The sequence below is a fragment of the Massilia sp. PWRC2 genome, assembly GCF_049896725.1.
Classification (GTDB): domain Bacteria; phylum Pseudomonadota; class Gammaproteobacteria; order Burkholderiales; family Burkholderiaceae_D; genus JAFCUW01.
Genome location: NZ_JAFCUW010000012.1, coordinates 115076 through 141219, shown reverse-complemented (window position 1 = coordinate 141219; position 26144 = coordinate 115076). Strand labels below are relative to the sequence as shown.

Here is a 26144-nt window from a genome sequence, read left to right as displayed (position 1 = left end):
GACCGTGAAACGATATTACGCCGATGATAGTGCTGCAACCAGTGTGAAAGTAGGTTATCGTCAGGCTAGTTATAGTGAGAAAACCCCGTACAGTGATGTGCGGGGTTTTTTTACGTCTGTTACTCTGATGGCGCCGACACATCAAATGTGTCTTGAGGTTGCGTAAACATCACAAAGTTGCCATCAGTAAATTATAAAACGACCGTTTCGTTTATGATGTCCATGTAAGACTACGCCCATTGCTTTTGATGCTATCGCGAATGGACTCTGCTCCCTGGACGCAACGAGGTCGGTTCATGATGTGCTGTTTTCCCCTGCACGGCCGGTATTTTGCTGCGAGCTTGCAGTGCCTCGTTGCTACGACAGCGCTGGCAGGCGCGCCAGACATCACGCCGATCGTGCCCGCCGCTGGCCCCGATTCTGCGCAAATGGTGCGTGCCTTGAATAGCGTGTATGGCGCCCGTCCCCACGTTCGCGCCAATCATGCCAAGGGCTTGCTGTTGCAGGCGGAATTTACGCCGTCGCCAGACGCCGCCAGCGTGAGCAGGGCCCCGCATTTCCATGGCGCTCCTTCGCTGGTACTGGTGCGCTTTTCTAATTTTGGAGGGCGTCCTGACATCACTGATAGCGATGCACTGGCTTTTCCGTACGGGATGGCGCTGAAATTCAAGCTGGCGAACGGCCACGAGACCGATTTGGTCATGCACTCCTTTAACGGCTTTCCGTCAGCAACGGCAGCCGACTTTGTCGATTTTATGACCGCGATGGGCCGCAGCCCGGTCGGCGCGCAGCATCCGACCATGCTGGAGCGCTATGCCGACAGCCATCCGCAGGCGAAAGCTTTCCTGGCGATGGCCAAGCCGGCGCCCGCGAGCTTTATCAGCCAGCCGTATTTCAGTGTCAACGCATTTCAATTCACCAATGCAGCGGGGCAGATCAGTTACGGGCGCTATCGCATGGTGCCCGATGGCGCAGCGCATTTTATCGAAGGCACACTGCTCACCCACGCCGCCCCCGACCACCTGAGCACGGACATCCGCGCACGCCTGGTCAACGGACCGGTGCGCATGTCGCTGCAGCTGCAGCTAGCCGACAGTGGCGATGCACTCGACGATCCGAGTATCGCCTGGCCTCTTGCGCGGCGGGTCATCACACTCGGTAGCGTGCGCATCGACAAGGTCGTCGATCTGGCCGCGCTGGACGAACAAGCATTGGTGTTCCTTCCCGATGAGCTACCCGATGGCATTGAGGTGCGCGACCCGATGATCAAGGCGCGCACCCGCGCTTATGTCGAGTCGTTTGAGCAACGCATGCGTTAGAGCGCTTCAGTTGGGAGCTGGCACCGTTTCGGCCGGTACCACCTTGTTGCCCTGGCTGATGCTCTCGCCATCATTGCGTTTGAGTGTCCAGAATGCCAGCGACGACAGGATGGTGATGACCGACAGCGTGACGAAGGCGCTGTGCAGCGCACTGGTGACCATGCCCTGATTGGTCTGCGGCACCACGCCGAGGTAATAGCCGGCAATCAGGCTACCGGCGGCCAGGCCAAAACTCATCGACAATTGCTGGAACGAACTCGAGATGGTACTGGCCATGCTGGAGTCGGACTGAGCGACATCGGCATAGGCCAGGGTATTCATGCTGGAGAACTGCAAGGAATTGAAAAACCCCTGCATCAAACTGAGCAAGACGATCACGGCCGCCGGCGTGCCGGCCTTGACGATAGAGAACAGCCCGATGGTGATGCCAATACAAACCGTATTCACAATCAACACCTGGCGGTAACCAAAGCGGGCCAGCAGACGTGGTGAGATCAGCTTCATGCCCATCGCGGCCAGCGCGGTGGGCATCATCAGCAGTCCCGATTTCCATGCCGGTAAACCCAGTCCCACCTGGTACATCAGGGGCAGCAAAAACGGCAGGCCGCCGACGCCGAGACGGGTGGCGAAGCCGCCCAGCACGGCTGTCCTGAAGGTGCGTACTTTGAACAGGGTCAGACGCAGCAGGGGGTACTCGATGCCGCTGGCATGCCAGCCATAGGCCACCAGCAGGCTGATCGATATCGCCAGCATCAGCAACGCCGTCATCGGCTCGAGCGTATGTTCGCCGAACACTTCGAGCAGCCACGACAGCAGCGCCGTCCCGCAGCTAAACAGGATCATGCCCACCACATCGAGCGGGCGCCGTTCGCCGCCGCGGTAGTCGGGCATATAGCGCCACACCAGATACAGGGCGACCAGGCCGACCGGCACGTTGACAAAGAAAATCGCCCGCCACGAAATCCAGTGGACGATCAAGCCGCCCTGATCGGCCCCAGCAAGGGGCCGATCAGGGCCGGAATGATGACAAAGTTCATCGCGCCCAATAATTCGGATTTGGGAAAGGTGCGGATGATCGCCAGCCTGCCCACAGGCATCATCATGGCGCCGCCGATGCCTTGCAGCATGCGCGAGGCCGTCATCATGGTGGGATTGAGCGCCAGCCCGCACAGCACCGACGCCGTCGTAAAAATAGCGATGGCGATGCCGAATACGCGGCGGGTACCGAAGCGGTCGGCCATCCAGCCACTGATGGGAATGCCGACGGCCAGACTGAGGATATAACTGGTGACGATGGACTTCAGGCTCAGCGGCGTGACGTGCAGATCGGCGGCGATGCTGGGAATGGCCGTGTTGACGATGGTCGCATCGAGCTGCTCCATGAAGAGCGCAGTAGCAACGACCCACGGCAGGTAGGTCTTGATGGAGGCGGTTCTGGTCATCGGCCGATTGTCACATAAAACCGGCCGGGACGACGTCAAGCGAACGCGCCCCGTTTATGGCGCTGCGCGCTGGCGTCCTCTATTAGAACGGGCGGGCCAGCTTGACGACAAACCAGTTGACGCCGCTGTTTGGCTTCTTGTAACCGCCGTTCGAATAATGCTGAATCTTGGCGCCCAGTTCCCATTTGTTGGCGAACACATAGCCGGCGCCCAGGTGGTCGCCGAACTGAAAGTGGGTCGACAAACGGTTGTCATCATTGTCATACAACTTGGAAAACAGGCTGACACCGATGCCGCCTTCACCATACCAGCCCAGCTTGTTACTCGCTTCGTAGCGGAACACGGGGGTCAGATTGATGACGGTGATATTTTCGTGCTGGCCGCGCACATTCTGATAGGCGTTGCCGCGCCACTGGGCCAGGTTGGCATCCCAGTAACCGGACAGGTGAGTACCGTTCGATTCGAACCATGCGCGCTGCCAGTTTTTCTGGGCGCTCACGCGGATCATCTGGACCTTGGCGCCAGCGCCTGCTTCGAGGGCAACTGAGTCGACGAGATCTTGCGCAACAGCGGCGTGGCAAGCAAGCACGGCGCCGAGCGCGAGTGCCGAACGGGCGAGTAATGGGGTGATCAACATGGGGATTTTCCGAAGTAAAAAGACGTTCCGATAAGAGCTTGAACATTGTACCGGGTTCGCGTACCGGCGTCGGCGCCGCCACGCTACAATCGAGCGCTAGCAAAGGAGCCCCCATGACATCGGTAATCGCATTTCTCGGCATCGGCCTGATGGGCAAACCGATGGCCAGCCGGCTGGCCGCCGCCGGCCACACGCTGCGGGTATGGAACCGCAGCGCCAGCAAGGCGCAGGCGCTGCAAGGTGGAAAGGTCAGCGCCTGCAGTGCGCTGGCCGATGCCGTTATAGACGCCGACATCATCATCTCGATGCTCGACGATGGCGCCATCGTCGGCCAGGTGATGGCGGCCGCGCACGGCAATCTGAAACAGGGCGCCTTGTGGATCGACATGAGTTCCACTCAGCACGCCCAGGCGCTGGCCTTTCACCGCCAGCTGGCACAGCAAGGCCGGCGTTTTATGGATGCCCCCGTCTCCGGCGGCGTCATCGGCGCCGAGGCCGGTTCGCTGGCCATTATGGCCGGCGGCGCGCAAGCCGATTTTGATGCGGCAGCGCCCCTGTTGATGGCCATGGGCCGGCCCATACTGGTGGGGCCGGCCGGCAGCGGCCAGGTCGCCAAGTTATGCAATCAATTGATCGTTGGAGGCACCCTCGACCTGATCGCCGAAGCACTGTTGCTGGCACAGGCCGCCGGCGCCGACCCGGCGGCGGTGCGCAACGCGCTGCGCGGGGGCTTTGCGGAAAGCCGCCTGCTCGAGGTCCACGGCCAGCGCATGCTCGATCGTAATTTTATGCCGGGCGGGCAAGTCAAAAGCCAGCTCAAGGACATGCACAATGTGCTGGCCGCTGCGGCCGATGCTGGCATCGGCTTGCCGCTGGCGACGCTGGTGACGGCCCATTACGCGGCGCTGGGCGCCACTCACGCGGCGGCTGACCAGAGCGCCGCCCTGCTCGATCTCGAGCTGCGCAATCCCGGTCATCGCCTCGGCAGCGGCCCCGACCAGCTGCCCTAGCCAGCGGCGGGCTCACGCCAGCGGCAGGCTCACGCCAGCGGCAGGCTCACGCCAGCGGCAGGCTCACGCCAGCGGCAGGCTCACGCCAGCGGCAGGCTCACGCCAGCGGCAGGCTCACGCCAGCGGCAGGCTCAGTTCTGCCAGCCGCACCCAGTAACTGGCGCCCACCGGCAGCAAGTTGTCGTTAAAATCATAGCTGCCGTTGTGCAGCTGGCAAGGGCCGAGGCCGTGGCCGCCGTCACGATGACCGCCTTCACCGTTGCCGATAAAAACGTAGCAGCCCGGCTTTTCCTGCAACATAAAGGCAAAATCTTCGGCGCCCATGGTCGGCTCGACCTGCGCATCGACCCGCGCGGCGCCCACCACGGCCGTCATCGCCTCGATGGCAAGCGCCGTCTGTGCGGGGTGATTGACCAGCGGCGGGTAGTTGCGCTTGAACTGAAAATCAATGCTGGCGCGGTAACCGGCCGCGGTATGGCGGGCGATGTCGTGCATGCGCTGCTCGATCATGTCGAGCACGCTGGTATTGAAGGTGCGCACCGTGCCGATCATGATCGCTTCATCGGGAATGACATTGGTGGCGCTGCCGGCATGGATCTGGGTGATCGACAGCACGGCGGTATCGAGCGGACTTTTTTCGCGCGAAATAATGGTTTGCCAACCCTGGGCGATTTGCACGGCCAGCATGACGGGGTCGATGCCGCGGTGCGGCTGGGCCGCATGGGCGCCCTTGCCGCGCACGGTGACCTTGAATTCATTACTGGAAGCCATCATCGGTCCGGCCACCACGCCGAAGCTGCCTTCGGCCATGCCGGGCCAATTGTGCATGCCATACACGGCATCCATGGGAAATTGCTCGAACAGGCCATCCTCGATCATCCGGCGGGCGCCGGCGCCGCCTTCTTCGGCGGGCTGAAAAATCAGGTAAACGGTGCCATCAAAATTGCCATGGGTAACCAGATAATGGGCTGCGCCCAGCAACATGGTGGTGTGACCGTCGTGACCGCAAGCATGCATCTTGCCGGGATGGATAGACGCATGCGCAAAACTGTTCACTTCATGCATGGGCAGGGCATCCATGTCGGCGCGCAGGCCGATGGCGCGCGTCGAACTGCCGCGCTTGAGAATGCCAACGACGCCGGTGATGCCCAGGCCGCGGACCACCGGGATACCCCATTCAGCGAGCTTGCTGGCGACGACGTCGGCGGTACGCTGTTCTTCGTAACACAGCTCGGGGTGGGCGTGAATGTCACGGCGGATCTGCTGCAATTCGGAATGGAAAGCGATGATCGGTTCGACCAGTTTCATAGCGGATCTCCAGGGAATGATCATAGTTCGCACCATTGTAGCCCTCCTTCTCATGCAATGGGTTTGAACTGCGAGAGCAGCTGTTTGCCCCTTCAAAATCGATTAAAGTAGCACTCTCCCAGCCGAATTTCTATCAATCATGACCACCACCCAAGTCCGCGGCGCTTGCCCGCACGATTGCCCCGACACCTGCGCCCTGTTGATCACTGTCACCGACGGCGTTGCCACCGAGGTCAAGGGCGACCCCGCGCACCCCACTACCGCCGGCGTGCTGTGTACCAAGGTGGCGCGCTATACCGAGCGCACCTATCACGCCGAGCGCCTGCTGTACCCGATGCGGCGGGTGGGACCGAAGGGCGCCGGGCAGTTCGAGCGCATCAGCTGGGACCAGGCCATCGACATCATTGCCAGCCGCCTGTCCGCCATCGCCGCGCGCGATGCGCAGGCGATCCTGCCCTACAGCTATGCCGGCACCATGGGACTGGTGCAGGGCGATTCGATGTCGGCGCGTTTTTTCAACCAGCTCGGTGCCTCCGCGCTCGACCGCACCATTTGCGCCACCGCCGGCGCCACTGGCTACAAGTACACCATCGGCGCCTCGATGGGCACCGATATCGAGCAGTTCCAGGACGCCAAACTGATCATCATCTGGGGCGGCAATCCGATCGCCTCCAACCTGCATTTCTGGACCCGTGTGCAAGAAGCCAAGCGGCACGGCGCGCGCCTGATCGCCATCGATCCCTACCGCTCGCTGACGGCCGAAAAATGCCATCAGCACATCGCCCTGCTGCCCGGCACCGATGCCGCCCTGGCGCTGGGCATGATGCATGTGCTGATCGCCGAGAACCTGCTCGACGACGATTACATCGCCCGCCACACGCTCGGCTTCGATGCCCTGAAGGAGCGCGTGCTGGCGTGGACGCCGGCGCACACGGCAGCCGTCTGCGGGCTCGACGCCAACACCGTGATCGGTCTGGCGCGCGACTACGGCCAGGCGGCGCGGCGCGGCGAACCGGTGGCCATCCGCGTCAATTACGGCGTCCAGCGGGTGGCCGGCGGCGGTATGGCCGTGCGTAACATCGCCTGCCTGCCGGCGCTGGTGGGCGCCTGGCGCCACGCCGCTGGCGGTGTGCAGCTGTCGACTTCGGGCGCTTTTCCCGCCAACCGGGTGGCGCTGCAGCGCCCCGACCTGCAAACCCGGCCGGTACGCACGATTAACATGACCACCATCGGCGACGATTTACTGCGTCCCGCCTCGGCCGACTTCGGCCCCACCATCGACGCCGTCATCGTCTACAACGCCAATCCGCTGGCGATTGCCCCCGACTCCAGCAAAGTCATGCAAGGCTTTTTGCGCGAAGACTTGTTTACCGTCGTCCTCGAGCACTTCCAGACCGACAGCGCCGACTACGCCGACATCCTGTTGCCAGCGACCACCCAGCTCGAACACGTCGACGCCCATCTCGCCTACGGCCACCTGTACATGATGGCCAATAACGCCGCCATTGCGCCGCTCGGCGAAGCCAAACCGAATACCGAGATTTTCCGTCTGCTGGCCGCGCGCATGGGCTTTACTGACCCGTGTTTTAGCGAGAGCGACGAGCAGCTCGCCGCCAAAGCCTTCGACAACACCCACCCGCGCGCGATTGCCTTCGACTGGGAATCGCTCAAACGCAGTGGCTGGCAAAAGCTGCAGGTGGCGGACGCACCGTTTGCCGACGGCGGCTTTTTTACCCCATCGGGCAAGTGCGAATTGTATTCTGCCAGCATGCTCGCCGATGGCCTCGACCCGGTCCCTGCCTACATCGCGCCGTACGAATCGGTGGCCTCCAATCCGCAACTGGCTAAACGGTTTCCGCTGGCGATGATCTCTCCGCCAGCGCGCAATTTTCTCAACTCGACGTTTGTCAACATCAAGAGCCTGCGCGGCGTCGATGGCGAGCCCTATCTCGACATGCACCCGCACGACGCGCGCGCGCGCGGCATCGGCCATGGCGACATGGCGCGCATCTTCAATGACCGCGGCTCGTTCGTCGCCCGGGCGCGCGTGACCGAAAAGGCGCGCCAGGGGCTGGTGGTGGGCTTGTCGATCTGGTGGAAAAAACTCGCCAGCGACGGCAAGAACGCCAACGAAGTGACCAGTCAGCGCCTGACCGACATGGGCCGCGCACCGACCTTTTACGACACCCTGGTCGAGGTCGAAAAAATGCCGACCCCGCGCGCATGAAGCTGCGCTGGCGCCTGCTGCTGGCCGCTGGCCTGCTGGCCGCCAGCCTGGCTGGATGCGGCACCCTGGGTTACTACAGCCAGGCGGCGCGCGGGCAGCTGTCACTGCTGGCCGAGTCGCGGCCCATCGATGAAGTGATCGCCGACCCCGCCACCTCGGCGCAGCTGAAAAACCGGCTGGCCACCGCGCGCCAGATCCGCGCCTATGCGGTGGCCAATCTGGCCCTGCCCGACAACCAGAGCTACCGCAACTACACGGCGCTGGCGCGGCCTTACGTGGTGTGGAATGTGGTCGCCACGCCGGCGCTGTCGTTAAAGCCGATCCAGTGGTGCTTTCCGGTGGCCGGCTGCGTCAACTACCGCGGCTACTACGGCAAGGACGACGCCAACGCCTATGCGCGCGAACTGCGCCAGGCCGGCTACGATGTGCAGGTGGGCGGCGTATCGGCCTATTCGACGCTGGGCTACTTCAACGACCCGCTCATTTCCACCTTCATCCATTATCCCGACGCCGAACTGGCGCGGCTGATTTTTCACGAACTGTCGCACCAGGTGGTGTACGTGGCCGGCGACTCGCGCTTTAACGAGTCCTTCGCCAGCGCGGTGGAGGAGGCCGGCGTCGAGCAGTGGCTGCAGCACTTCGGCAACCCGAGCATGCGCGAGAACTATGCGCGCTATACGGCGCGGCGCCAGGATTTTCTGCAGCTGCTGCTGGCCTGCCGCCGCGCGCTCGCAGCGAACTACCGCAGCGACAGCAGCGACGCCGTCAAGCTGGCCGAAAAGGCGCGTCTGTTCGCCCGCCTGCAAAGCGATTACGCCGTCCTTAAAACGCAGTGGGGCGGTTACGCCGGCTACGACCGTTTTTTTGCCGAGCCGCTGTCGAACGCCCACCTGGCCGCGGTTGCCACCTACAACGACCTGGTGCCGGCGTTTCGCACCCTGCTGGCGCGCGAAGGCAGCTTTCGCGCCTTTTATGCAGCGGTGCGGCGCCTGGCGGCCCTCGACAAAGACCAGCGCAATCGGCGCCTGGTGGCCCTGGGCGGCAGTACCGCCCCAGCCACGCAGGACGAATAAGGTTAGAGCGCGCCTTCAAAACCGGGGAAAAGCGCTTGCCATTGGCGCCACTGCCCGATAGCATCGCAAAAGGAGTACCTTTACATAAGATTGCACCCTCGACGGCGCAAATAACGATAATTACGAGACAAAGGCAACCCGATGGACAAAATATGGCTGAAGTCTTATCCCCCAGGCGTGCCGGCGGAGATTGATCCCGACCAGTACCGCTCCCTCGTGCAGCTGCTCGACGAATCCTTCGTCAAGTACGCCGCCCGCAATGCCTACGTGTGCATGGACAAGTTCCTCACTTACGGCGAGCTCGATGACTATTCGCGTCGCGCCGCCGCCTGGCTGCAAAGCCGTGGCATGCAAAAGGGTGCGCGCGTGGCCATCATGATGCCCAACGTGCTGCAGTACCCGATCGCCATCGCCGCCGTTCTGCGTGCCGGTTACACCGTCGTCAACGTCAATCCCCTGTACACGCCGCGCGAACTGGAGCACCAGCTGACAGACGCCGGCTGCGAAGCGATCCTGGTACTGGAAAATTTTGCGCACACCCTGCAGCAGGTGCTGCCGCGCACCCCCGTCAAGCACATCGTCGTCGCCAGCATGGGCGAGATGCTGGGCGGCGCAAAAGGCGTTATCGTCAATTTCGTCGTCCGCAACGTCAAAAAAATGGTGCCGGAATTTAGCCTGCCGAACACCGTGCGTTTCAAGGACATGCTGGCGCAAGGGGCGAAAATGCAGTTCACGCCAGTGGCCAGCACGCCGCAGGACGTCGCCTTTCTGCAGTACACGGGCGGTACCACCGGTGTCTCCAAGGGCGCCACGCTCACGCACCGCAACGTCATCGCCAACGTGCTGCAGACCGAGGCCTGGTCCTCACCCGTGCTCGGTGGCGACCACGCCGGCGAGCAGGTCACCATCGTCTGCGCCCTGCCGCTGTACCACATCTTCGCGCTGACCTGCTGCGCCATGTGGGGCATGCGGGTCGGGGCGCTCAACATCCTCATTCCCAACCCGCGCGACATCGGTGGCTTCATCAAGGAGCTGCGCAAGTACAAGGTCAACATGCTGCCGGCGGTGAATACGCTCTACAACGCGCTGGTCAATCATCCCGATTTCGCTGCCGTCGATTTTTCCGGCCTGAAGATCGCCAACGGTGGCGGCATGGCGGTGCAGCAGGCAGTCAACGACAAGTGGAAAGCGATTACCGGCGTCTCCATCATCGAAGGCTACGGTCTGTCTGAAACCTCGCCCGTGGCCACCTGCAACCGCGCCAATATGGACGGCTTCTCCGGCAATATCGGACTGCCGGTACCGTCGACCGATGTCGCCATTCTCGACGACGACGGCGCGCCGCTGCCACTGGGCGAACGGGGCGAAATCGCCATCCGCGGCCCGCAGGTGATGGCCGGCTACTGGAACCGTCCGGACGAAACGGCCAAGGTCATGACGGCCGACGGCTTCTTCAAATCGGGTGACGTCGGCGTCATGGATGCCAGCGGTGCGGTTAAAATTGTCGACCGCAAGAAGGACATGATTTTGGTGTCGGGCTTTAACGTCTATCCGAACGAACTCGAAGGGGTGATTGCCGCCCATCCGGGCGTGCTCGAATGCGCCGTCATCGGCGTGCCCGACGAGCACTCGGGCGAAGCAGTCAAAGTGTTCGTGGTGCGCAAAGACCCGGCGCTGACCAAGGAGCAGCTGATGGACTATTGCAAGGAGCAGCTGACCGGCTACAAAAAGCCGAAGTACATCGAGTTCCGCGACGATCTGCCCAAGACCAACGTCGGCAAGATCCTGCGCCGCGTATTGCGCGACGAAGTGCCGGCGGTGACCAAACAGGCCGCTTAGCGCAGGAGCACGGGCTGGGCGGCGCCGCTGCCGCCTGTTGCCACGCCCGGTCGCCGGGCGTTTTTTATCGTGCTCGTCAGCGTGGTGTTGCGAGCGCAGTTTTACTATTTATAGAGTTTTGTAGACGAGGCATGATGGACAAATTTTGGCTTAAATCGTACCAGCCCGGCGTGCCGGCGGAGATCGACCCGACGCAGTACCGGTCGCTCACCCACATGCTCGAAGATGCCTTCGTGCGGCATGCGGCGCGCCCCGCCTTTGCCTGCATGGACAAGTCCATCAGCTACGCCGAACTCGATGCCATGTCGCGCAAGATGGCCGCCTGGCTGCAATCGAAGGGCCTCAAGCAGGGCGCCCGCGTGGCCCTGATGATGCCCAATGTGCTGCAGTATCCGGTGGCGATGGCGGCCGCCCTGCGCGCCGGCTATGTGATCGTCAACGTCAATCCGCTGTACACCGCGCGCGAACTGGAACACCAGCTGACCGACTCGGGCGCCGAGGCCATCGTCGTGCTGGAAAACTTCGCCACCACGGTCGAACACGTACTCGCCAAAACGCCCGTCAAGCACGTCATCGTCGCCACCATGGGCGATTTGCTGGGCACCGTCAAGGGCGCCATCGTCAACCTGGTGGTACGCAAGGTCAAAAAGCTGGTGCCGGTGTTTAGCCTGCCGGGTGCGCTGTCGTTCAAGCAGGTGATCGGCGAGGGCGCTCGCCTCAATTTTAGTCCAGTGAGCATCGGCCACGACGACATCGCCTTCCTGCAGTACACCGGCGGCACCACCGGGGTGTCGAAAGGCGCCGTGCTGCTGCACCGTAATGTGATCGCCAATGTGCTGCAAAACGAAGCGTGGCTCACCCCCACGCTGTCGACGCTGCCGGCCGGCCAGCAGCTGCAGTTCGCCTGCGCGCTGCCGCTGTACCACATCTACGCGCTGACCGTGTGCGCGCTGATGGGCATCCGCCTAGGCGGTCTGAACCTGTTGATTCCCAACCCGCGCGACATGGCCGGCTTCGTCAAGCAGCTGGCCAAGTACCGCATCAATATTTTCCCGGCCGTGAACACGCTGTACAACGGCCTGCTCAACAATCCCGAATTTGCCAAGCTCGATTTTTCCAGCTACCGCGTCTGCAATGGCGGCGGCATGGCCGTGCAGCAGGCGGTGGCCGACAAGTGGCTCAAGGTGACCGGCACCCCCATCGTCGAAGGCTATGGCCTGTCGGAGACTTCGCCGGTGGCCACCGCCAACCGCTGCGACATCACCCGCTTTACCGGCACCATCGGCCTGCCGCTGCCCTCGACCGAAGTGCGCATCCTCGACGATGACGGCATCGAAGTGGCGCTGGGCGAGCGCGGCGAGATCGCCATCCGCGGCCCGCAGGTGATGGCCGGCTACTGGAACCGCGCCGATGAAACGCTCAAGGCGATGACCTCGGACGGTTTCTTCCGCACCGGCGACATCGGCATCATGGAAGCCGATGGCAGCACCCGCATCGTCGACCGCAAGAAGGACATGATTCTCGTCTCCGGCTTTAATGTGTATCCGAACGAGGTGGAGGCGGTGGTGTCGTCGATGCCGCAAGTACTCGAAGTGGCCTGCGTCGGTGTCCCCGACAGCAATTCGGGCGAAGCGGTCAAGCTGTTCATCGTCAAGCGCGATGCTGCGCTCACCAAGGAAGCCGTGCTCGACTACTGCCGCGATCAGCTCACTGGCTACAAGCGGCCGAAGTTCGTCGAGTTCAGGAACGATCTGCCGAAGACCAATGTCGGCAAGATCCTGCGGCGCGAACTGCGCGACACCACGCCCGCCTAAATCAGACGGTAGCGATGCGGGCGCTGCCCGCCGTCACCGCAAAGCGCGCCAGCGTGGTGGCGGCGCTGGCGGCATCATGGACGTTGTCGAGGCCAATAAAACTGGCGCTTGTGGCGGCCGGTGTCACTGCCAGCAACATAAAACCGCGGCGGTCGCTGCGACCATACGCGATGTGCGGATTGGCGGCGACCATTTGATCGGTGCGTGCCTGCGGCCTGCTCGACGAGGTGATCGAGGTGCCGCAAAACTCGGCCGCCAGCAGCGGATTGGCGTTCGATACGGGGCGGTCGAAATCGCGCCGCAACTGGGCCGCAAAAAAACTGTGAACGTCGCCCGACAGCACCAGCGGATTGGCGGCGCGCGACCGCGCCAGCAGATCGAACAGGCGCCGGCGCGCGGCCGGATAACCATCCCAGCCATCGGTCCAGAAGCGGCCGGCGCCCGGCTTGACGATGTTTACCTGACTCGCTTGCGCCATCAGCGTTTGCTGGGCCAGGATATTCCAGCGCGCCCCTGACGATCCCAGTCCCTGTTGCAGCCACGCTTCCTGCTCCCGTCCCAGCATGCTGCGCGACGCTGCCGCCAGTGCCGCGCACTCGCGCAGCGTGGTGGTGCTGACGGCGCAGGCGTGCGGTGCGCGGTACTGGCGGTCGTCGAGCACGTGAAAGCGCGCCAGCCGGCCCCAGTCATAGCGCTGGAACATGCTAAAACGGCTGGGGTCGCTGCCGGCCGCCAGGCGGATCGGCATGTGCTCATAAAACGCCTGGTAGGCGGCGGCGCGGCGTGCCGCAAAGCCGGCCAGGCCGCCGGCATCGACGTCGCCGGTGTAATCGTTGACCACTTCGTGGTCGTCCCAGGTGACGATCCATGGCGCGGCGTGGTGGGCTGCCTGCAGATCGCGGTCGCTTTTATATTGTGCGTAGCGGGCGCGGTAATGGGCGAGCGTGAACGACTCGTCGCTGCGCACTGCCTTGTCGGGGTGATGCAGGCGGTACGGCCCCCACTCATAAATATAATCGCCCAAAAAGGCCACAAGGTCGGGGGCGGCGGCGGCGATCTGACGGTGCGCCGCGTAGCTGCCGAATTCCCAGTGCTGGCACGACGCCACCGCCAGTTTCAGCAGGGACGGCAGCTCGGCGGCAGCGGGTGCGGTGCGGGTGCGGCCGATCGGGCTGACGGCGTCACCGAGCATGAAGCGGTACCAGTACCAGCGGCCCGGGCGCAAGCCGCGCACGTCGACGTGCACGCTGTGTGCCAGGGCCGGCAGCGCGCTGGCACTGCCCTTGGCGGCGATGCGGCTAAATGCGGCATCGTCGGCCACTTCCCAGCGCACCGCGTAGGCCAGCGGCAGCACGCTCGCATTGAGGGGATCGGCGAGAATGCGGGTCCATAACACCACCGCATCGGGCAGTGGCGAGCCGGAGGCGACGCCCAAACTAAACGGGTAGCCCGCGCCCGCGCTGGCCGTGCCGCCCAGGCCGGGGATGGCGGCCAGCGCCGCCAGCTGCGCCGCATTCCTTAAAAAAATGCGGCGCGCTTCGCTCATGGCTGGTGCGGGCTGCTGATCAACGATTCGAGTGGGGGCAGGGCGCGCGGCTTGCGGTCGTCGCCGGTGGCGACGTAGGTGAGGGTCGCTTCGGTGACCTTGACGATGTCGGCCTGCAGGCGGTTGCGCTCGGCGTACACCTCGACGTACACGGTGATCGAGGTAGTGCCCACCTTGACGATGTCGGCGTAAAACGACAGCAGGTCGCCGACAAACACGGGATGCTTGAACAGGAAGGAATTGACGGCGATGGTGGCAACGCGGCCATTGGCGCGGCGGGTGGCCGGCAGTGAACCGGCGATATCGACCTGCGCCATGATCCAGCCGCCGAAGACGTCGCCGTACACATTGGCGTCGGACGGCGCCGGCATCACCCGCAATTGTGGCATTTTACCGACGGGCAGGCCCGGTGCGATGGTGGTTGGCAGGGGGCTGGCGGGTGCTACATCGGGCGTGGTCATCGTCAATATCCGTGAAGGGGCTACAATCGACCCGAATTGAACCACAAAAGCCAAAGCTCCGCCATGCGCCCGTCGTCCGCCTCTCCCGCCGTCTCTTCCCCTGCCACCGCCCCCGCCGCCGCCGGGCGCAGCGACTGGTCGACCATCAAGACCCTGCTGCCTTACCTGTGGGTCTACAAATGGCGGGTGCTGGCAGCGCTGGGCTGCCTGATCGGCGCCAAGGTCGCCAACGTCGGTATCCCGGTGGTCATGAAGCAGCTCATCGATGCGCTCAGTATCAGCCCCAGTCACCCCAAGGCGCTGATGGTGCTGCCGCTGGGCGTGCTGCTGGCGTATGGCGCGCTGCGCCTGTCGACGACGGTGTTTACGGAACTGCGCGAATTCCTGTTTGCCCGCGTCACCCAGCGCGCCGTGCGCACCATTGCGCTGCAGGTGTTTCGCCACCTGCACAATCTGTCGCTGCGCTTTCACCTGAACCGCCAGACCGGCGGCATGACGCGCGATATCGAACGGGGCACCCGCGGCGTCAGCTCGCTCATTTCATACACCCTGTTTAATATTCTGCCCACCCTGGTCGAGATCACCCTGGTGCTCTCTTACCTGATCGTTAAGTACGACCGCTGGTTCAGCATCATCACCGCCGTCGCCCTGGTCAGCTACATCACCTTTACCGTGCTGGTGACGAACTGGCGCACGCACTTCAGGCGCACCATGAACGAGCTCGAATCGAAGGCCAGCACCAAGGCCATCGACTCGCTGATCAATTACGAGACGGTCAAATACTTTGGCAACGAGCGCTACGAAGCGTCGCGCTATGACGAGGGCTTGCAGACTTTTGAAAATGCTGCCGTCAAGTCGCAAACCTCGCTGTCGGTGCTCAACACGGGGCAGTCGCTGATCATCGCCACGGCCGTCACCCTGATTCTATGGCGCGCCACCGCCGGCGTCATCGACGGCAGCATGAGCCTGGGCGACCTGGTGCTGGTCAATGCCTTCATGATCCAGCTGTACATCCCCCTCAATTTTCTCGGCGTGATCTACCGCGAAATCAAGCAAAGCCTGGCCGACATGGAGCGCCTGTTTGCGCTGCTGGACCAGAACCGCGAAGTGGCCGACAGCGCCGGCGCCACCAGCCTGGCAGCAGGCGGTGCGCGCGTCGAGTTCCGCCACGTGCAGTTCAGTTATGAAGCGAAGCGCCAGATTTTATTTGATGTCGACTTTAGCATCGCCGCCGGCACCACCACGGCGGTGGTGGGCCACAGCGGTTCGGGCAAGTCGACCATGTCGCGCCTGCTGTTTCGCTTTTATGATGTCAACGCCGGCGCCATCACCATCGACGGGCAGGATATCCGCAACGTCACCCAGGAGTCGCTGCGCGCGGCGATCGGCATCGTGCCGCAGGATACGGTGCTGTTCAACGATACCATCGAGTACAACATCGCCTACGGCAAGCCGGGCGCCAGCAAGGCCGACATCGTCGCCGCCGCGCGCGCCGCCTCGATCCACGATTTTATCGACAGCCTGCCCGATGGTTACGCCACCATGGTCGGTGAGCGCGGTTTGAAACTGTCGGGTGGCGAAAAGCAGCGGGTGGCGATCGCCCGCACGCTATTGAAAGACCCGGCGCTCCTGATTTTTGATGAGGCGACCTCGGCGCTCGACTCGCGTGCCGAGCAGGCCATCCAGGCCCAGCTCAAGGAGATTGCGAAGAACCGCACCACCCTGGTGATCGCCCACCGCCTGTCGACGGTGGCCGACGCCGAGCAGATCCTGGTACTCGACCATGGCCGCATCGTCGAGCGTGGCACCCACCAGGCGCTGCTGGCCGAAGATGGCCTGTATGCGCAGATGTGGCAGCGCCAGCAGGCGAGGGTGGACGAGCTGCCCGCCTCGCCCGCCGAGCCCATAGCGGCTATTGCGCCCACCGAGCCCGCTGCACCCCTTCAATACGTATAAAACATGCGCTGAATGTCCCTGGTGCTGGTGGTTTTGGTCAGCGCCAGCATCAACAGGATGCGCGCCTTTTGCGGGTTGAGGGTGTCGGCGGCGACGAAGTCGAGTTCATCGTCATTGGCTTCGCCATTTCGGGCCAGGATGCCCTGGCCGACGCGGCTGGCCCGCACCACGATAGCGCCCTTCTGGCGCGCCGCCTTCAGCGCGGGCAGCACTTTGGCGGCCAGGCTGCCGTCGCCCACGCCGGCATGGATGATGCCCTTGGCACCGGCAGCGACAAAGGCGTCGACCGCCACCGGACCGACGTTGGCATAGCCGTAGACGATTTCCACCATCGGCAGCGCAGTCAGACTGGAAACGTCGAACTCGGTCTCGAGGGTGTGCTTGCGGGTCGACTGGCGATAAAAGAAGGCCTTGCTGCCCTGGATATAGCCGAGCATGCCCAGTTCCGGCGTGCGGAAGGCGTCGAGGGTGGAGGTATTGGTCTTGGTGACCTCGCGCGCCGCCTGGATCTGGTCGTTCATCACCACCAGCACGCCCTTGCCGGCGGCGTCCGCGCTCGCTGCCAGCAGCACCGCGTTGTACAGATTGATGGGGCCATCGGCCGACAGCGCCGTCGACGGCCGCATGGCGCCCACCAGCACGACCGGCTTTTTGCTTTTGACTACCAGGTCGAGGAAATACGCCGTCTCCTCTAAGGTATCGGTGCCATGGGTGATGACGAGGCCATCGACATTCGGCTGCGCCAGCAGGACATTGACGCGCTTGGCCAGGGTCAGCCAGTGCTCGTTGCTCATGTTCTCGCTGGCGATCTGGAATACCTGCTCGCCGGTGACCCTGGCCACCTTGGCCAGTTCCGGCACCGCCTGGATCAGGCTTTGCACGCCGACGGTGGCGGCGGTGTAACCGACCGTGGTGGTGGAGGTGGCGCCGGTGCCGGCGATGGTACCGCCGGTGGCGAGGATGACGACGTTGGGCAGGCTTGTGGCCGGTGCTGCCTGCGCGCTGACGCTGGCGCCGGGCAGTAACAGCGAAAGCGAGAGCGAGGCGCCCGCGGCGAGCAGGAGACGGCGTTTTGGCTGGTGCATGGGCACTCCGTGTAAAAATCAGGGGACATCAAAAAAGGGCTTTCCATCGCTGGAAAGCCCGAGATACGCAGATGCTGCGGCGTCGCCCGTTACGGCAGCGCAGCGGTGGCCAGGTCCTTGTGGGTAGGCTGGGTCAGTTCACCCTCCCACTTGGCGACCACCGCAGTGGCGATACCATTGCCGATGACGTTGGTGGCCGAACGTGCCATGTCGAGGAAGTGGTCGATCCCCAGCAGCAGCAGCAAGCCGGCTTCGGGAATATTAAACTGCGCCAGGGTGGCGGCGATCACCACCAGCGAAGCGCGCGGCACGCCAGCCATGCCCTTCGAGGTCAGCATCAGCACCAGCATCATGGTGATCTGCGAGCCCAGCGACATTTCGATGCCGTAGGCCTGGGCGATGAAGACGGTGGCGAAGGTGCAGTACATCATCGAGCCATCGAGGTTGAACGAGTAACCGATCGGCAGCACGAAGGCGGCGATGCGGTTCTTGACGCCGAAGCGCTCGAGCCCTTCGAGGGTTTTCGGGAACGCCGCTTCCGACGACGCGGTGGAAAATGCCAGCAGGGTCGGTTCGCGCAGCTCGGCCAGCAGGCGCAGCACGCGCGGTCCCAGGAACAGGAAGCCGATGAAGGTCAGCACCAGCCACAGCAGAGCGATACCGAAGTAAAACTCGCCCATGAAGATGCCGTAGGTTTTGAGGACCCCCAGGCCGCTCTTGGCGACGATGCCGGAGACGGCCGCAAACACCGCATACGGCGCGAAGTTCATCACATAGCCGGTCACCTTGAGCATGATGTGGGCGATGCCGTCGATGGCGTCGATCAGCGGCTTGGCGCGTTCGCCCACGGCAGCGGCGGCGCTACCGAAGAACAGCGAGAAAATCACGATCTGCAGGATCTCGTTTTTCGCCATGCCGTCGGCGATCGAGGTGGGCACCAGGTGGGTGATGAATTCTTTCAGGGTCAGGCCGCTGGTGACGATGCCGGAGGCGGTGCCAATGGCGGGCAGCTGGTTGGCCGCATGGAAGGCATCGCCCGGACGGAACAGGTTCACCAGCACCAGGCCGAGGGTGAGCGAGATGACCGACGCGATGACGAACCAGCCCAGCGCCTTGATGCCGATACGGCCCACTTCGCGGGCGTCGCCCATGCGCGCAATGCCGACCACCAGGGTGGAAAACACCAGTGGTGCGATGATCATTTTAATCAGGCGCAGGAACAGGGTGGTCACCAGGCTCATGTTGTCGGCAAAGGTGGCCGGTTGCGCCATGTTGGCGTTGACGAAGTAGCCAGCCACGATCCCGAGCGCGAGCCCGATCAGGATATAAATGGTCAGGCGGTTGCGATTGTTCATGGGGCGCTTCCTGTGAAAGGGTCAATGCATACGGGCGATTGTGCGCCGGCGGCGGCGGACATGGGGGTGAGGATTCAATAAAATCTGCCGGCCGACGCACTTGATCACCGTGAAAATTGGTGATAAATACAAGATCCGCAGTATCCTAAGCATTCCAGACGCTGTCAAGCGAACCCTCCTCAGGAAGCCGGTAACGATGATCGAACTGAATAATGTCAGCAAATGGTATGGTGCCTTTCAGGTGCTCGACGACTGCAGCAGTGCCGTCGCCCGTGGCGACGTGGTGGTGGTGTGCGGTCCGTCCGGCTCCGGTAAATCGACCCTGATCAAGACGGTCAACGGTCTCGAACCGTATCAGCAGGGGCGCATCACGGTCGATGGGGTGGTCGTTGGCGACCCCGCCACCGCCCTGTCAACGCTGCGCGCCCGCATTGGCATGGTGTTCCAGAATTTCGAACTGTTCCCGCACCTGAGCGTGCGCCAGAACCTGACGCTGGCGCAGGTGAAGGTATTAAAGCGCAGCGAAGAAGAAGCCACCGCCAATGGTCTGAAGTATCTCGATCGGGTAGGCCTGCTGGACCAGCAGGACAAATTTCCCGCCCAGCTGTCTGGCGGCCAGCAGCAGCGCGTGGCGATCGCCCGCGCGCTGGCGATGGACCCGGTGGCCATGCTGTTCGACGAGCCCACTTCCGCGCTCGATCCGGAAATGATCAAGGAGGTACTCGACGTCATGGTCGGGCTGGCGCAGGATGGCATGACCATGATGGTGGTGACCCACGAAATGGGCTTTGCCCGCAAGGTGGCCGATCGCGTCATTTTCATGGACCACGGCAGGATCGTCGAGGAAGCCGCCACCGAGGCGTTTTTCACGGCACCGGCCTCGCCCCGCGCGCGCGAATTTTTGGCGCGCATTCTCGATTGAGCCGGCCGTATATTGTCGGCTGATGGTTCGCTGTGCCGGAGTAAAATGCAGGCAACCGTTTTTTGAAAGCTGCCATGTCCTTCACTGCCCCTACCACGCTGACCATCACCCGTCCCGACGACTGGCACCTGCACCTGCGTGACGGCGCCACCCTGGCCAGCGTGCTGCCGCACAGCGCCCGCCAGTTCGCCCGCGCCATCGTCATGCCCAACCTGAAGCCGCCGGTCACCACCACCGCGCAGGCGCAGGCCTACCGCGCGCGCATCCTGGCGGCGCTGCCGGCCGGGATGGCGTTCGAGCCCCTGATGACGCTGTACCTGACGAACGACACCGCCGCCGACGAAATCCGCCGCGCCCACGACAGCGGCGTGGTCCACGCCGTCAAGCTGTACCCGGCCGGCGCCACCACCAACTCGGCCGCCGGTGTCACCGACCTGGCGCGTTGTTATAAAACGCTCGAAGTGATGCAGGAGCTGGGCATGCCCTTCCTGGTGCACGGCGAAGTCACCGATGGCGACATCGACCTGTTCGATCGCGAAGCGGTGTTCATCGAGCGCGTCATGCGGCCGCTGCGGCGCGACATGCCCGCCCTGAAAATCGTCTTCGAGCACATCACCACCAAGGATGCGGCGCAGTACGTGGCCGAGGCCGAGGGGCCGATTGCCGCCACCATCACCGCCCACCACCTGCTCTACAATCGCAACGAGATGTTCAAGGGTGGCATCCGTCCCCATTACTACTGCCTGCCCGTGCTCAAGCGCGAAGAACACCGGCTGGCGCTGATGACCGCCGCCACCAGCGGTGACGAGCGCTTTTTCCTCGGCACCGACTCGGCCCCGCATGCCGCCGGCGCCAAGGAAGCGGCGTGCGGCTGCGCCGGCTGCTACACCGCCCTGCACGCCATGGAGCTCTACACCGAGGCGTTCGAACGGGCCGGTGCGCTCGACAAGCTCGAAGGCTTCGCCAGTTTTCATGGCGCCGACTTTTATGAACTGCCGCGTAACGAAGAGACCATCACCCTGGTGCGCGAGAGCTGGACCGTGCCGGCCACCGTGCCACTGGCCGAGGCGGCCGTGGTACCGCTCAATGCCGGCGAGCAGATCAACTGGAAAATGCTGTAAGGCGTGTTTGACGTCATCGATTGGCAGCGGCCGTGGTATGCCAGCGTGCGGCCGGCGTGCCTGCAGGTGGGGCCGCTGTCAGAGGCGCCGGCAAATCTGCATACGGCCCTCAACCGCGCCGCCGCCGCCCTACAGCTGCGCAATGCCGCCGGCCTGCCGGTCCGCTTCGTGGCGCAGGCCGATCTGCCTGCCGGACAAGCCTACGAGGCGTTCATTGGCGCCACCGGCTGCGTGCCCACGCGCGCGAACCTGCACGACTATTTTAATGCGCTGGTGTGGCTGACCTTCCCGCGCATCAAGCAGCAGCTCAATGCGCTGCAGGCGGCGCAGATTGCCGTCGCCGGCGTCGGCAAGTCACGCGGACCGGCGCGTGACGCCGCCACCATCTTTGATGAAAACTGCGCCCTGCTGGTGGTGCGCGACAGCGCCGCCGCGCGCGCCCTGGTCGACGCCCTGCGCGCGCACCGCTGGCACGAAGCCTTCGTCGAGCGGCGCGCCCAGTTCGGCGCGGACGCCCAGCTGTGGCTGTTCGGCCACGCGCTGATGGAAAAGCTGGTGGCGCCGAGGAAGGCGATCACCGCGCACACCCGCGTGGTGGTGGCGGACGATGGCTATTTTGAGGCCAGCGCGGCCGATCAGCGCGCCTGGCTCGACGCCCAGCAGGCGCAGGTGCTGGCCGACGAGCCGTTGAGTACCGCCTGTTATACCCCGCTGCCAGTGCTGGGCGTGCCCGGCTGGTGGCCGCAGCAGGACGCCGACTTTTATCACGACGCCGGCGTATTCCGGCCAGCCCGCCATTGATCACAGACCACTGACAAGCGAAGGAGTCAACATGACCGAACACGTACGCTGGGGCATCCTCGGCACTGGAAAAATCGCCCGCACCTTTGCGCAAGGGCTGCAGCAAACCCCCGGCGCCGTGCTGGCTGCGGTCGCTTCGCGCGACGGCGCCAAAGCGGCCGCCTTCGCCGCCGAATTTGGCGTGGCCGCCAGTTTCGACAGCTACCAGGCACTGGTCGACGCTGCAGACATTGACCTGGTCTACATCGGCACGCCGCACCCCATGCATGCCGAGAACGCCCTGATGGCGCTGGCCGCCGGCAAGGGTGTGCTGTGCGAAAAAGCGTTTACGGTCAACCGCCGCGAAGCCGAACTGGTGGTGGCGGCCGCGCGCGCGCGCGGGCTGTTTTTGATGGAAGCGATGTGGACCCGCTTCATGCCGGCGCTGGCGGCAGTGCGCCGCCTGGTCGACGCCGGCACCATCGGCACGCCGACCCAGCTGTCGGCCGATTTTGGTTTTGTCGCCCCCACCGATCCGGCCCACCGCGTCATCAACCATGCGCTCGGCGGCGGCGCCCTGCTCGACCTGGGCATCTATCCGCTGTCGATCGCCACCGCCTTGCTGGGGCCCGTGCACAGCGTCGTCGCCAGTGCCGACATGGGACCGACCGGGGTCGACCTGCAAACCGCCTTCACCCTCAAGCACGCCAATGGCGCCATGTCGGTGTGCGCCTGTTCGCTCACGGCCGTCACGCCGTGCGAGCTGACCATCGCCGGTCCGCTGGGACAGGTACGCATGAACAGCCGCTTTCACTGCGCCACCAGCATCAACGTCACGCTCACCGACGGCAGTGCTTACCAACTACCCACGCCCTATCTGGGCAATGGCTATGTGCACGAGATCGTCGAGGCGCAGCGCTGCTGGCAGGCCGGCCTGCTGGAGAGCCCCGGCATGACGCTCGATGACACGCTGGCGCTGATGGGGGTGATGGACGATATTCGCGGCCAGATTGGCTTGCGCTACGCGGCTGACCATTGATTTGACGGCGCGCGGCTCGTAGCGTTGAGTGAACCAAGGGGACAGGCGACTTCGCGCCAGTCTCCCGGCTGCAGGCGTCTGTAGGGGGGACTGGCCGGGCCACGCTGGCAGCGCAGGGTGCCGCTCCCATTTGCCCTCACCTGACCAGTCCTATTTGCCCGCCGCCGCATCAAGCCGCTGAAACAGCCCCTGATACTGACTTTTCGTGTGCCTGTTCATATGGCGGCGCACCAGCGTCAGTTCAGCCAGTTCGCGCTCGACCAGATCGCGGCGGCCGTTTTGCAGCGCCCATAACGCCAGGCCGGCGCGCGCCTCAATGCTGCCGAAGCGGCTGACCAAAAACTGGTACTCGTCGCCCGCCTCCGCGTCGCGGCCAGCCTGCGTATAGGCTTCGGCCAGCACCAGCCCCACCTGCTCCGGACGAAAGCCCGGCTGCGCCGCGCGCACGCTGGCCAGCAGGGCGATCGCTTCGTGGGTCTGGCCATGCGCCAGGCGCGCGCGGGCAGCGCCCAGGCCGATTTCGGCATCGGCGGCGAACGGGCCCTGCAGGCAGGCGTCATACAGGGCCACCGCTTCGGCGATCTGGGCGGCGCCACCGCCCTCGAGCAACTGGCGCGCCAGTCGCACCTGGTTGGCCGCCGTCGGTGTCAATTCAACGGCGGCGCGCGCCTCGCGCACCGCGCGGCCCGGCTGCACGGCGCGGTCAATGACGGCGCCGGCGCGGCGCAGGCCGCGCTGCAGCCTGGCGTCAGGCAGGAACACCACGGCGAAATACACCACGCTGCCCAGCAGCGGAAACATGAACAGGATTACCAGCCAGTACAGCTCGCGGCCCGAGCGCAGCGCGTGGATGGCAAAGAAGAGGGCGACGAGGACGTGCAGTCCGAGACCGAGCACTGGCATGGGAATAAAGATCAGGTAAGGGGCCGTCCAGTGTATTGAAAATTTCTGCTTGAAAACTATTCAATTGTAACTACGACCTCATTAATTGTCGGGCCCCATCACACCTTCAAAAACTCTTCTTTGCCGCCCAGCCAGCGCGCCAGGTGGGCTTCGACGATGGCGCCGTCGTGGCGGTGCAGCAGGTCGGTGGCGACCTGCTTGGCCTGTTCGACCAGCCACTGGTCGGTTTCCAGGTCGGCAAAGCGCAGCATCGCCTGGCCCGACTGGCGGGCGCCGAGAAATTCGCCGGGGCCGCGAATTTCCAGGTCGCGGCGGGCGATTTCAAAGCCGTCGGTGGTTTCGCGCATGGTCATCAAGCGCTGCTTGGCGATGCCGCCCAGCGGGCTTTGGTACAGCAGCAGGCAGACGCTGGCCGCCGAACCGCGTCCAACCCGCCCGCGCAGCTGGTGCAGCTGCGACAGGCCGAAGCGCTCGGCGTGTTCGATCACCATCAGCGAGGCGTTCGGCACATCGACGCCCACCTCGATGACGGTGGTGGCCACCAGCACCTGCACGGCATTGGCGGTAAACGCATCCATCACGGCCTGCTTTTCGGCCGGCTTGAGGCGGCCGTGCACCAGCCCCACCTGCAAGTCCGGCAGTGCCTCGGCCAGCATGGCGTGGGTGTCGGTGGCCGTCTGCAGCTGCAGTGCTTCGGATTCTTCGATCAGCGGGCACACCCAGTACACCTGGCGCCCTTCGAGGGCGGCGGCGTGGACCCGCTCGATCACTTCGTCGCGGCGATTCTGGTCGATGGCGCGGGTGACGATCGGGCTGCGTCCCGGTGGCAGCTCGTCGATGACGGACACCTCGAGGTCGGCGTAATACGTCATCGCCAGCGTGCGCGGGATCGGCGTGGCCGACATCATCAGCTGGTGCGGGGTCTTGCCATTGCTGCCCTTGTTGCGCAGGGTCAGGCGCTGGCCGACGCCGAAGCGGTGCTGCTCGTCGACGATCACCAGTCCCAGTCGGGCGAAGCTGACGCTGTCCTGGATCAGCGCATGGGTGCCGATCACCAGCTGCGCCTCGCCCGATTCGACCAGTGCGGTGGTGGCCAGCTTGTCCTTTTTTTTCAGGCTGCCCGTCAACCACACCACCTTCACTCCCAGCGGCTCCATCCAGCCGGCGATTTTTCTAAAGTGCTGGTCGGCGAGGATTTCAGTGGGCGCCATCAGCGCCGCCTGGTAGCCGCTATCGATGGCCTGGGCGGCGGCCAGCGCCGCCACCACCGTCTTGCCGCTGCCGACATCGCCCTGCAGCAGGCGCTGCATGGGATACGGCTGGCGCAAGTCGAAACGGATTTCGTCGAGCACGCGCGCCTGCGCGCCAGTGAGGGTAAATGGCAGCACGTTGGCAAACGCCGCGGTGAGGGTGCCGACCGTCTTGATCACCGGCGCCCCCTTGGCGCGGCGCGCCCGCTGGGCGCGTTTGAGGGACAGCTGCTGGGCCAGCAGTTCATCGAACTTCATGCGCACCCAGGCCGGGTGCGAGCGGTCCATCAGCGCATCGTCGTCGATGTCTTGCGGCGGCGCGTGCAGCAGCCGCACCGACTGCTCGAACTGCGCCAGCTGCAGCGACTGCAGCAGCGCCGCCGGCAGGGTATCGGTCCAGTCGATGCGGCCCATCGCCTCCATAATCGCGCGCCGTAACATCGTTTGCGAGAGCCCTTCGCCGGACGGGTAGACCGGCGTGAGCACGGTCGGCAGCGGCGCCCCTTCGTTGACCACCTTGTAGATCGGGTGGACCATCTCGGCGCCGAAAAAGCCGTGTTTGAGTTCAGCGCGCGCGCGCACCCGCGTGCCCTCGGCCAGCTGGCGCACCTGGCTGCCGTAAAAATTCATGAAGCGCAGCAGCAGATCGCCGCTGGCGTCGGCGATCGTCACCAATAGCTGGCGGCGCGGCTTGAAGCTGATTTCGTTCTTGGTGACGATGCCTTCGACCTGCGACACGTGGCCGCCGCGCAGGCACGCTTCGCGGATCGGCACGACGATGGTTTCATCTTCGTAGCGCATCGGCAGGTGCAGCACCAGGTCCATGTCCGAGCGCAGGCCCAGCCGGGCCAGCCTGGTGGCGGTCGATGCTGGCGGCGCTTTTGGCTTGGCGGCGGGCTTCGCTGCCGGGTTCACTGCTGGCTTCACGGCCGGTTTTATCGATGGCATGGATGGCGGGAAGGCCAACTCGCAGGGCAAGTGGCGTAAAATAGAAGGTTGCCTGGCGCGTTTGCCGCGGTATTGATCGCAATGCGCCTATTGTAAAGCGCGTGAGCCC

General features: G+C 64.0%; 19 protein-coding genes and 1 pseudogene. 11 read left to right on the top strand and 9 right to left on the bottom strand.

Going from position 1 to position 26144, the window contains the following annotated elements; genetic code table 11:
• The first annotated feature begins 248 nt into the window (after positions 1-248).
• Complete coding sequence (locus tag ACP7BZ_RS20760; protein ID WP_426116711.1) at positions 249-1319, top strand: catalase family peroxidase; 1071 nt, start codon at positions 249-251, stop codon at positions 1317-1319.
• A 6-nt stretch (positions 1320-1325) separates the two neighbouring features.
• Here ACP7BZ_RS20760 and ACP7BZ_RS20755 read toward each other — a convergent pair.
• Together ACP7BZ_RS20755 and ACP7BZ_RS20750 are read right to left on the bottom strand one after the other, a co-directional pair.
• Positions 1326-2761: pseudogene (locus ACP7BZ_RS20755) on the bottom strand (DHA2 family efflux MFS transporter permease subunit).
• Positions 2762-2843: 82 nt separating this feature from the next.
• Positions 2844-3398 carry an acyloxyacyl hydrolase gene (locus ACP7BZ_RS20750; protein WP_426116702.1) on the bottom strand — a complete coding sequence of 185 codons (555 nt, stop codon included), beginning with the start codon at positions 3396-3398 and terminating at the stop codon, positions 2844-2846.
• 113 nt (positions 3399-3511) lie between these two features.
• Here ACP7BZ_RS20750 and ACP7BZ_RS20745 point away from each other — a divergent pair, with 113 nt between their 5' ends.
• Complete coding sequence (locus ACP7BZ_RS20745) at positions 3512-4408, top strand: NAD(P)-dependent oxidoreductase (RefSeq protein ID WP_426116700.1); 897 nt, start codon at positions 3512-3514, stop codon at positions 4406-4408.
• Between the two features lie 114 nt (positions 4409-4522).
• On the opposite strand, the gene ACP7BZ_RS20740 is transcribed toward ACP7BZ_RS20745, so the two are convergent.
• Positions 4523-5716, bottom strand: a complete 1194-nt coding sequence (locus ACP7BZ_RS20740) for a M20 aminoacylase family protein (RefSeq protein ID WP_426116698.1) — start codon at positions 5714-5716, stop codon at positions 4523-4525.
• Between the two features lie 139 nt (positions 5717-5855).
• Between ACP7BZ_RS20740 and ACP7BZ_RS20735 the strand changes: the two genes are divergently transcribed.
• The 4 genes from ACP7BZ_RS20735 (at position 5856) to ACP7BZ_RS20720 (ending at position 12669) form a co-directional block, all read left to right on the top strand.
• Positions 5856-7943, top strand: a complete 2088-nt coding sequence (locus tag ACP7BZ_RS20735) for a molybdopterin-containing oxidoreductase family protein (RefSeq protein WP_426116696.1) — start codon at positions 5856-5858, stop codon at positions 7941-7943.
• Positions 7940-9016, top strand: coding sequence for an aminopeptidase (locus ACP7BZ_RS20730; protein WP_426116694.1), 1077 nt, complete (start codon positions 7940-7942; stop codon positions 9014-9016). The genes ACP7BZ_RS20735 and ACP7BZ_RS20730 overlap by 4 nt, the downstream gene beginning before the upstream one ends.
• A 141-nt stretch (positions 9017-9157) precedes the next feature.
• On the top strand, positions 9158-10855 hold the full coding sequence (locus ACP7BZ_RS20725; RefSeq protein WP_426116692.1) for a long-chain-fatty-acid--CoA ligase: 1698 nt from the start codon (positions 9158-9160) through the stop codon (positions 10853-10855).
• A 134-nt stretch (positions 10856-10989) separates the two neighbouring features.
• Positions 10990-12669 (top strand): long-chain-fatty-acid--CoA ligase, encoded by a 1680-nt coding sequence (locus ACP7BZ_RS20720; protein ID WP_426116709.1) that lies wholly within the window; start codon positions 10990-10992, stop codon positions 12667-12669.
• A 1-nt stretch (position 12670) separates the two neighbouring features.
• On the opposite strand, the gene ACP7BZ_RS20715 is transcribed toward ACP7BZ_RS20720, so the two are convergent.
• Positions 12671-14215: an alkaline phosphatase D family protein gene (locus ACP7BZ_RS20715; protein WP_426116690.1), complete on the bottom strand. Its 1545-nt coding sequence runs from the start codon at positions 14213-14215 to the stop codon at positions 12671-12673.
• Positions 14212-14676, bottom strand: coding sequence for an acyl-CoA thioesterase (locus ACP7BZ_RS20710; protein ID WP_426116688.1), 465 nt, complete (start codon positions 14674-14676; stop codon positions 14212-14214). The genes ACP7BZ_RS20715 and ACP7BZ_RS20710 overlap by 4 nt, the downstream gene beginning before the upstream one ends.
• A gap of 63 nt (positions 14677-14739) precedes the next feature.
• Between ACP7BZ_RS20710 and ACP7BZ_RS20705 the strand changes: the two genes are divergently transcribed.
• Positions 14740-16632 carry an ABCB family ABC transporter ATP-binding protein/permease gene (locus tag ACP7BZ_RS20705; RefSeq protein ID WP_426116686.1) on the top strand — a complete coding sequence of 631 codons (1893 nt, stop codon included), beginning with the start codon at positions 14740-14742 and terminating at the stop codon, positions 16630-16632.
• On the opposite strand, the gene ACP7BZ_RS20700 is transcribed toward ACP7BZ_RS20705, so the two are convergent.
• Both ACP7BZ_RS20700 and ACP7BZ_RS20695 read right to left on the bottom strand, forming a co-directional pair.
• A complete protein-coding gene (locus tag ACP7BZ_RS20700; RefSeq protein WP_426116684.1) occupies positions 16620-17717 on the bottom strand; it encodes a type II asparaginase in 1098 nt (365 codons plus the stop codon). The genes ACP7BZ_RS20705 and ACP7BZ_RS20700 overlap by 13 nt on opposite strands.
• A gap of 89 nt (positions 17718-17806) precedes the next feature.
• Positions 17807-19072, bottom strand: coding sequence for a dicarboxylate/amino acid:cation symporter (locus ACP7BZ_RS20695; RefSeq protein WP_426116682.1), 1266 nt, complete (start codon positions 19070-19072; stop codon positions 17807-17809).
• A 196-nt stretch (positions 19073-19268) separates the two neighbouring features.
• Between ACP7BZ_RS20695 and ACP7BZ_RS20690 the strand changes: the two genes are divergently transcribed.
• The 4 genes from ACP7BZ_RS20690 to ACP7BZ_RS20675 all read left to right on the top strand — a co-directional run bounded on the left by ACP7BZ_RS20690 (position 19269) and on the right by ACP7BZ_RS20675 (position 22934).
• Positions 19269-19994 carry an amino acid ABC transporter ATP-binding protein gene (locus ACP7BZ_RS20690; protein WP_426116680.1) on the top strand — a complete coding sequence of 242 codons (726 nt, stop codon included), beginning with the start codon at positions 19269-19271 and terminating at the stop codon, positions 19992-19994.
• A gap of 74 nt (positions 19995-20068) precedes the next feature.
• Entirely contained in the window at positions 20069-21115 is a 1047-nt protein-coding gene (gene pyrC, locus ACP7BZ_RS20685; RefSeq protein ID WP_426116678.1) for a dihydroorotase, read from the top strand.
• Positions 21116-21118: 3 nt separating this feature from the next.
• Entirely contained in the window at positions 21119-21916 is a 798-nt protein-coding gene (locus ACP7BZ_RS20680; RefSeq protein WP_426116676.1) for a DUF3025 domain-containing protein, read from the top strand.
• Positions 21917-21947: 31 nt separating this feature from the next.
• The gene (locus tag ACP7BZ_RS20675; RefSeq protein ID WP_426116674.1) at positions 21948-22934 is read left to right on the top strand and encodes a Gfo/Idh/MocA family protein; all 987 of its coding nucleotides are present in this window, start codon (positions 21948-21950) and stop codon (positions 22932-22934) included.
• Between the two features lie 150 nt (positions 22935-23084).
• Here the strand turns inward: ACP7BZ_RS20675 and ACP7BZ_RS20670 are convergent, their stop codons facing one another.
• Entirely contained in the window at positions 23085-23837 is a 753-nt protein-coding gene (locus tag ACP7BZ_RS20670; protein WP_426116672.1) for a hypothetical protein, read from the bottom strand.
• A gap of 98 nt (positions 23838-23935) precedes the next feature.
• Entirely contained in the window at positions 23936-26035 is a 2100-nt protein-coding gene (gene recG, locus ACP7BZ_RS20665) for an ATP-dependent DNA helicase RecG (protein WP_426116670.1), read from the bottom strand.
• Between the last annotated feature and the right edge of the window lie 109 nt (positions 26036-26144).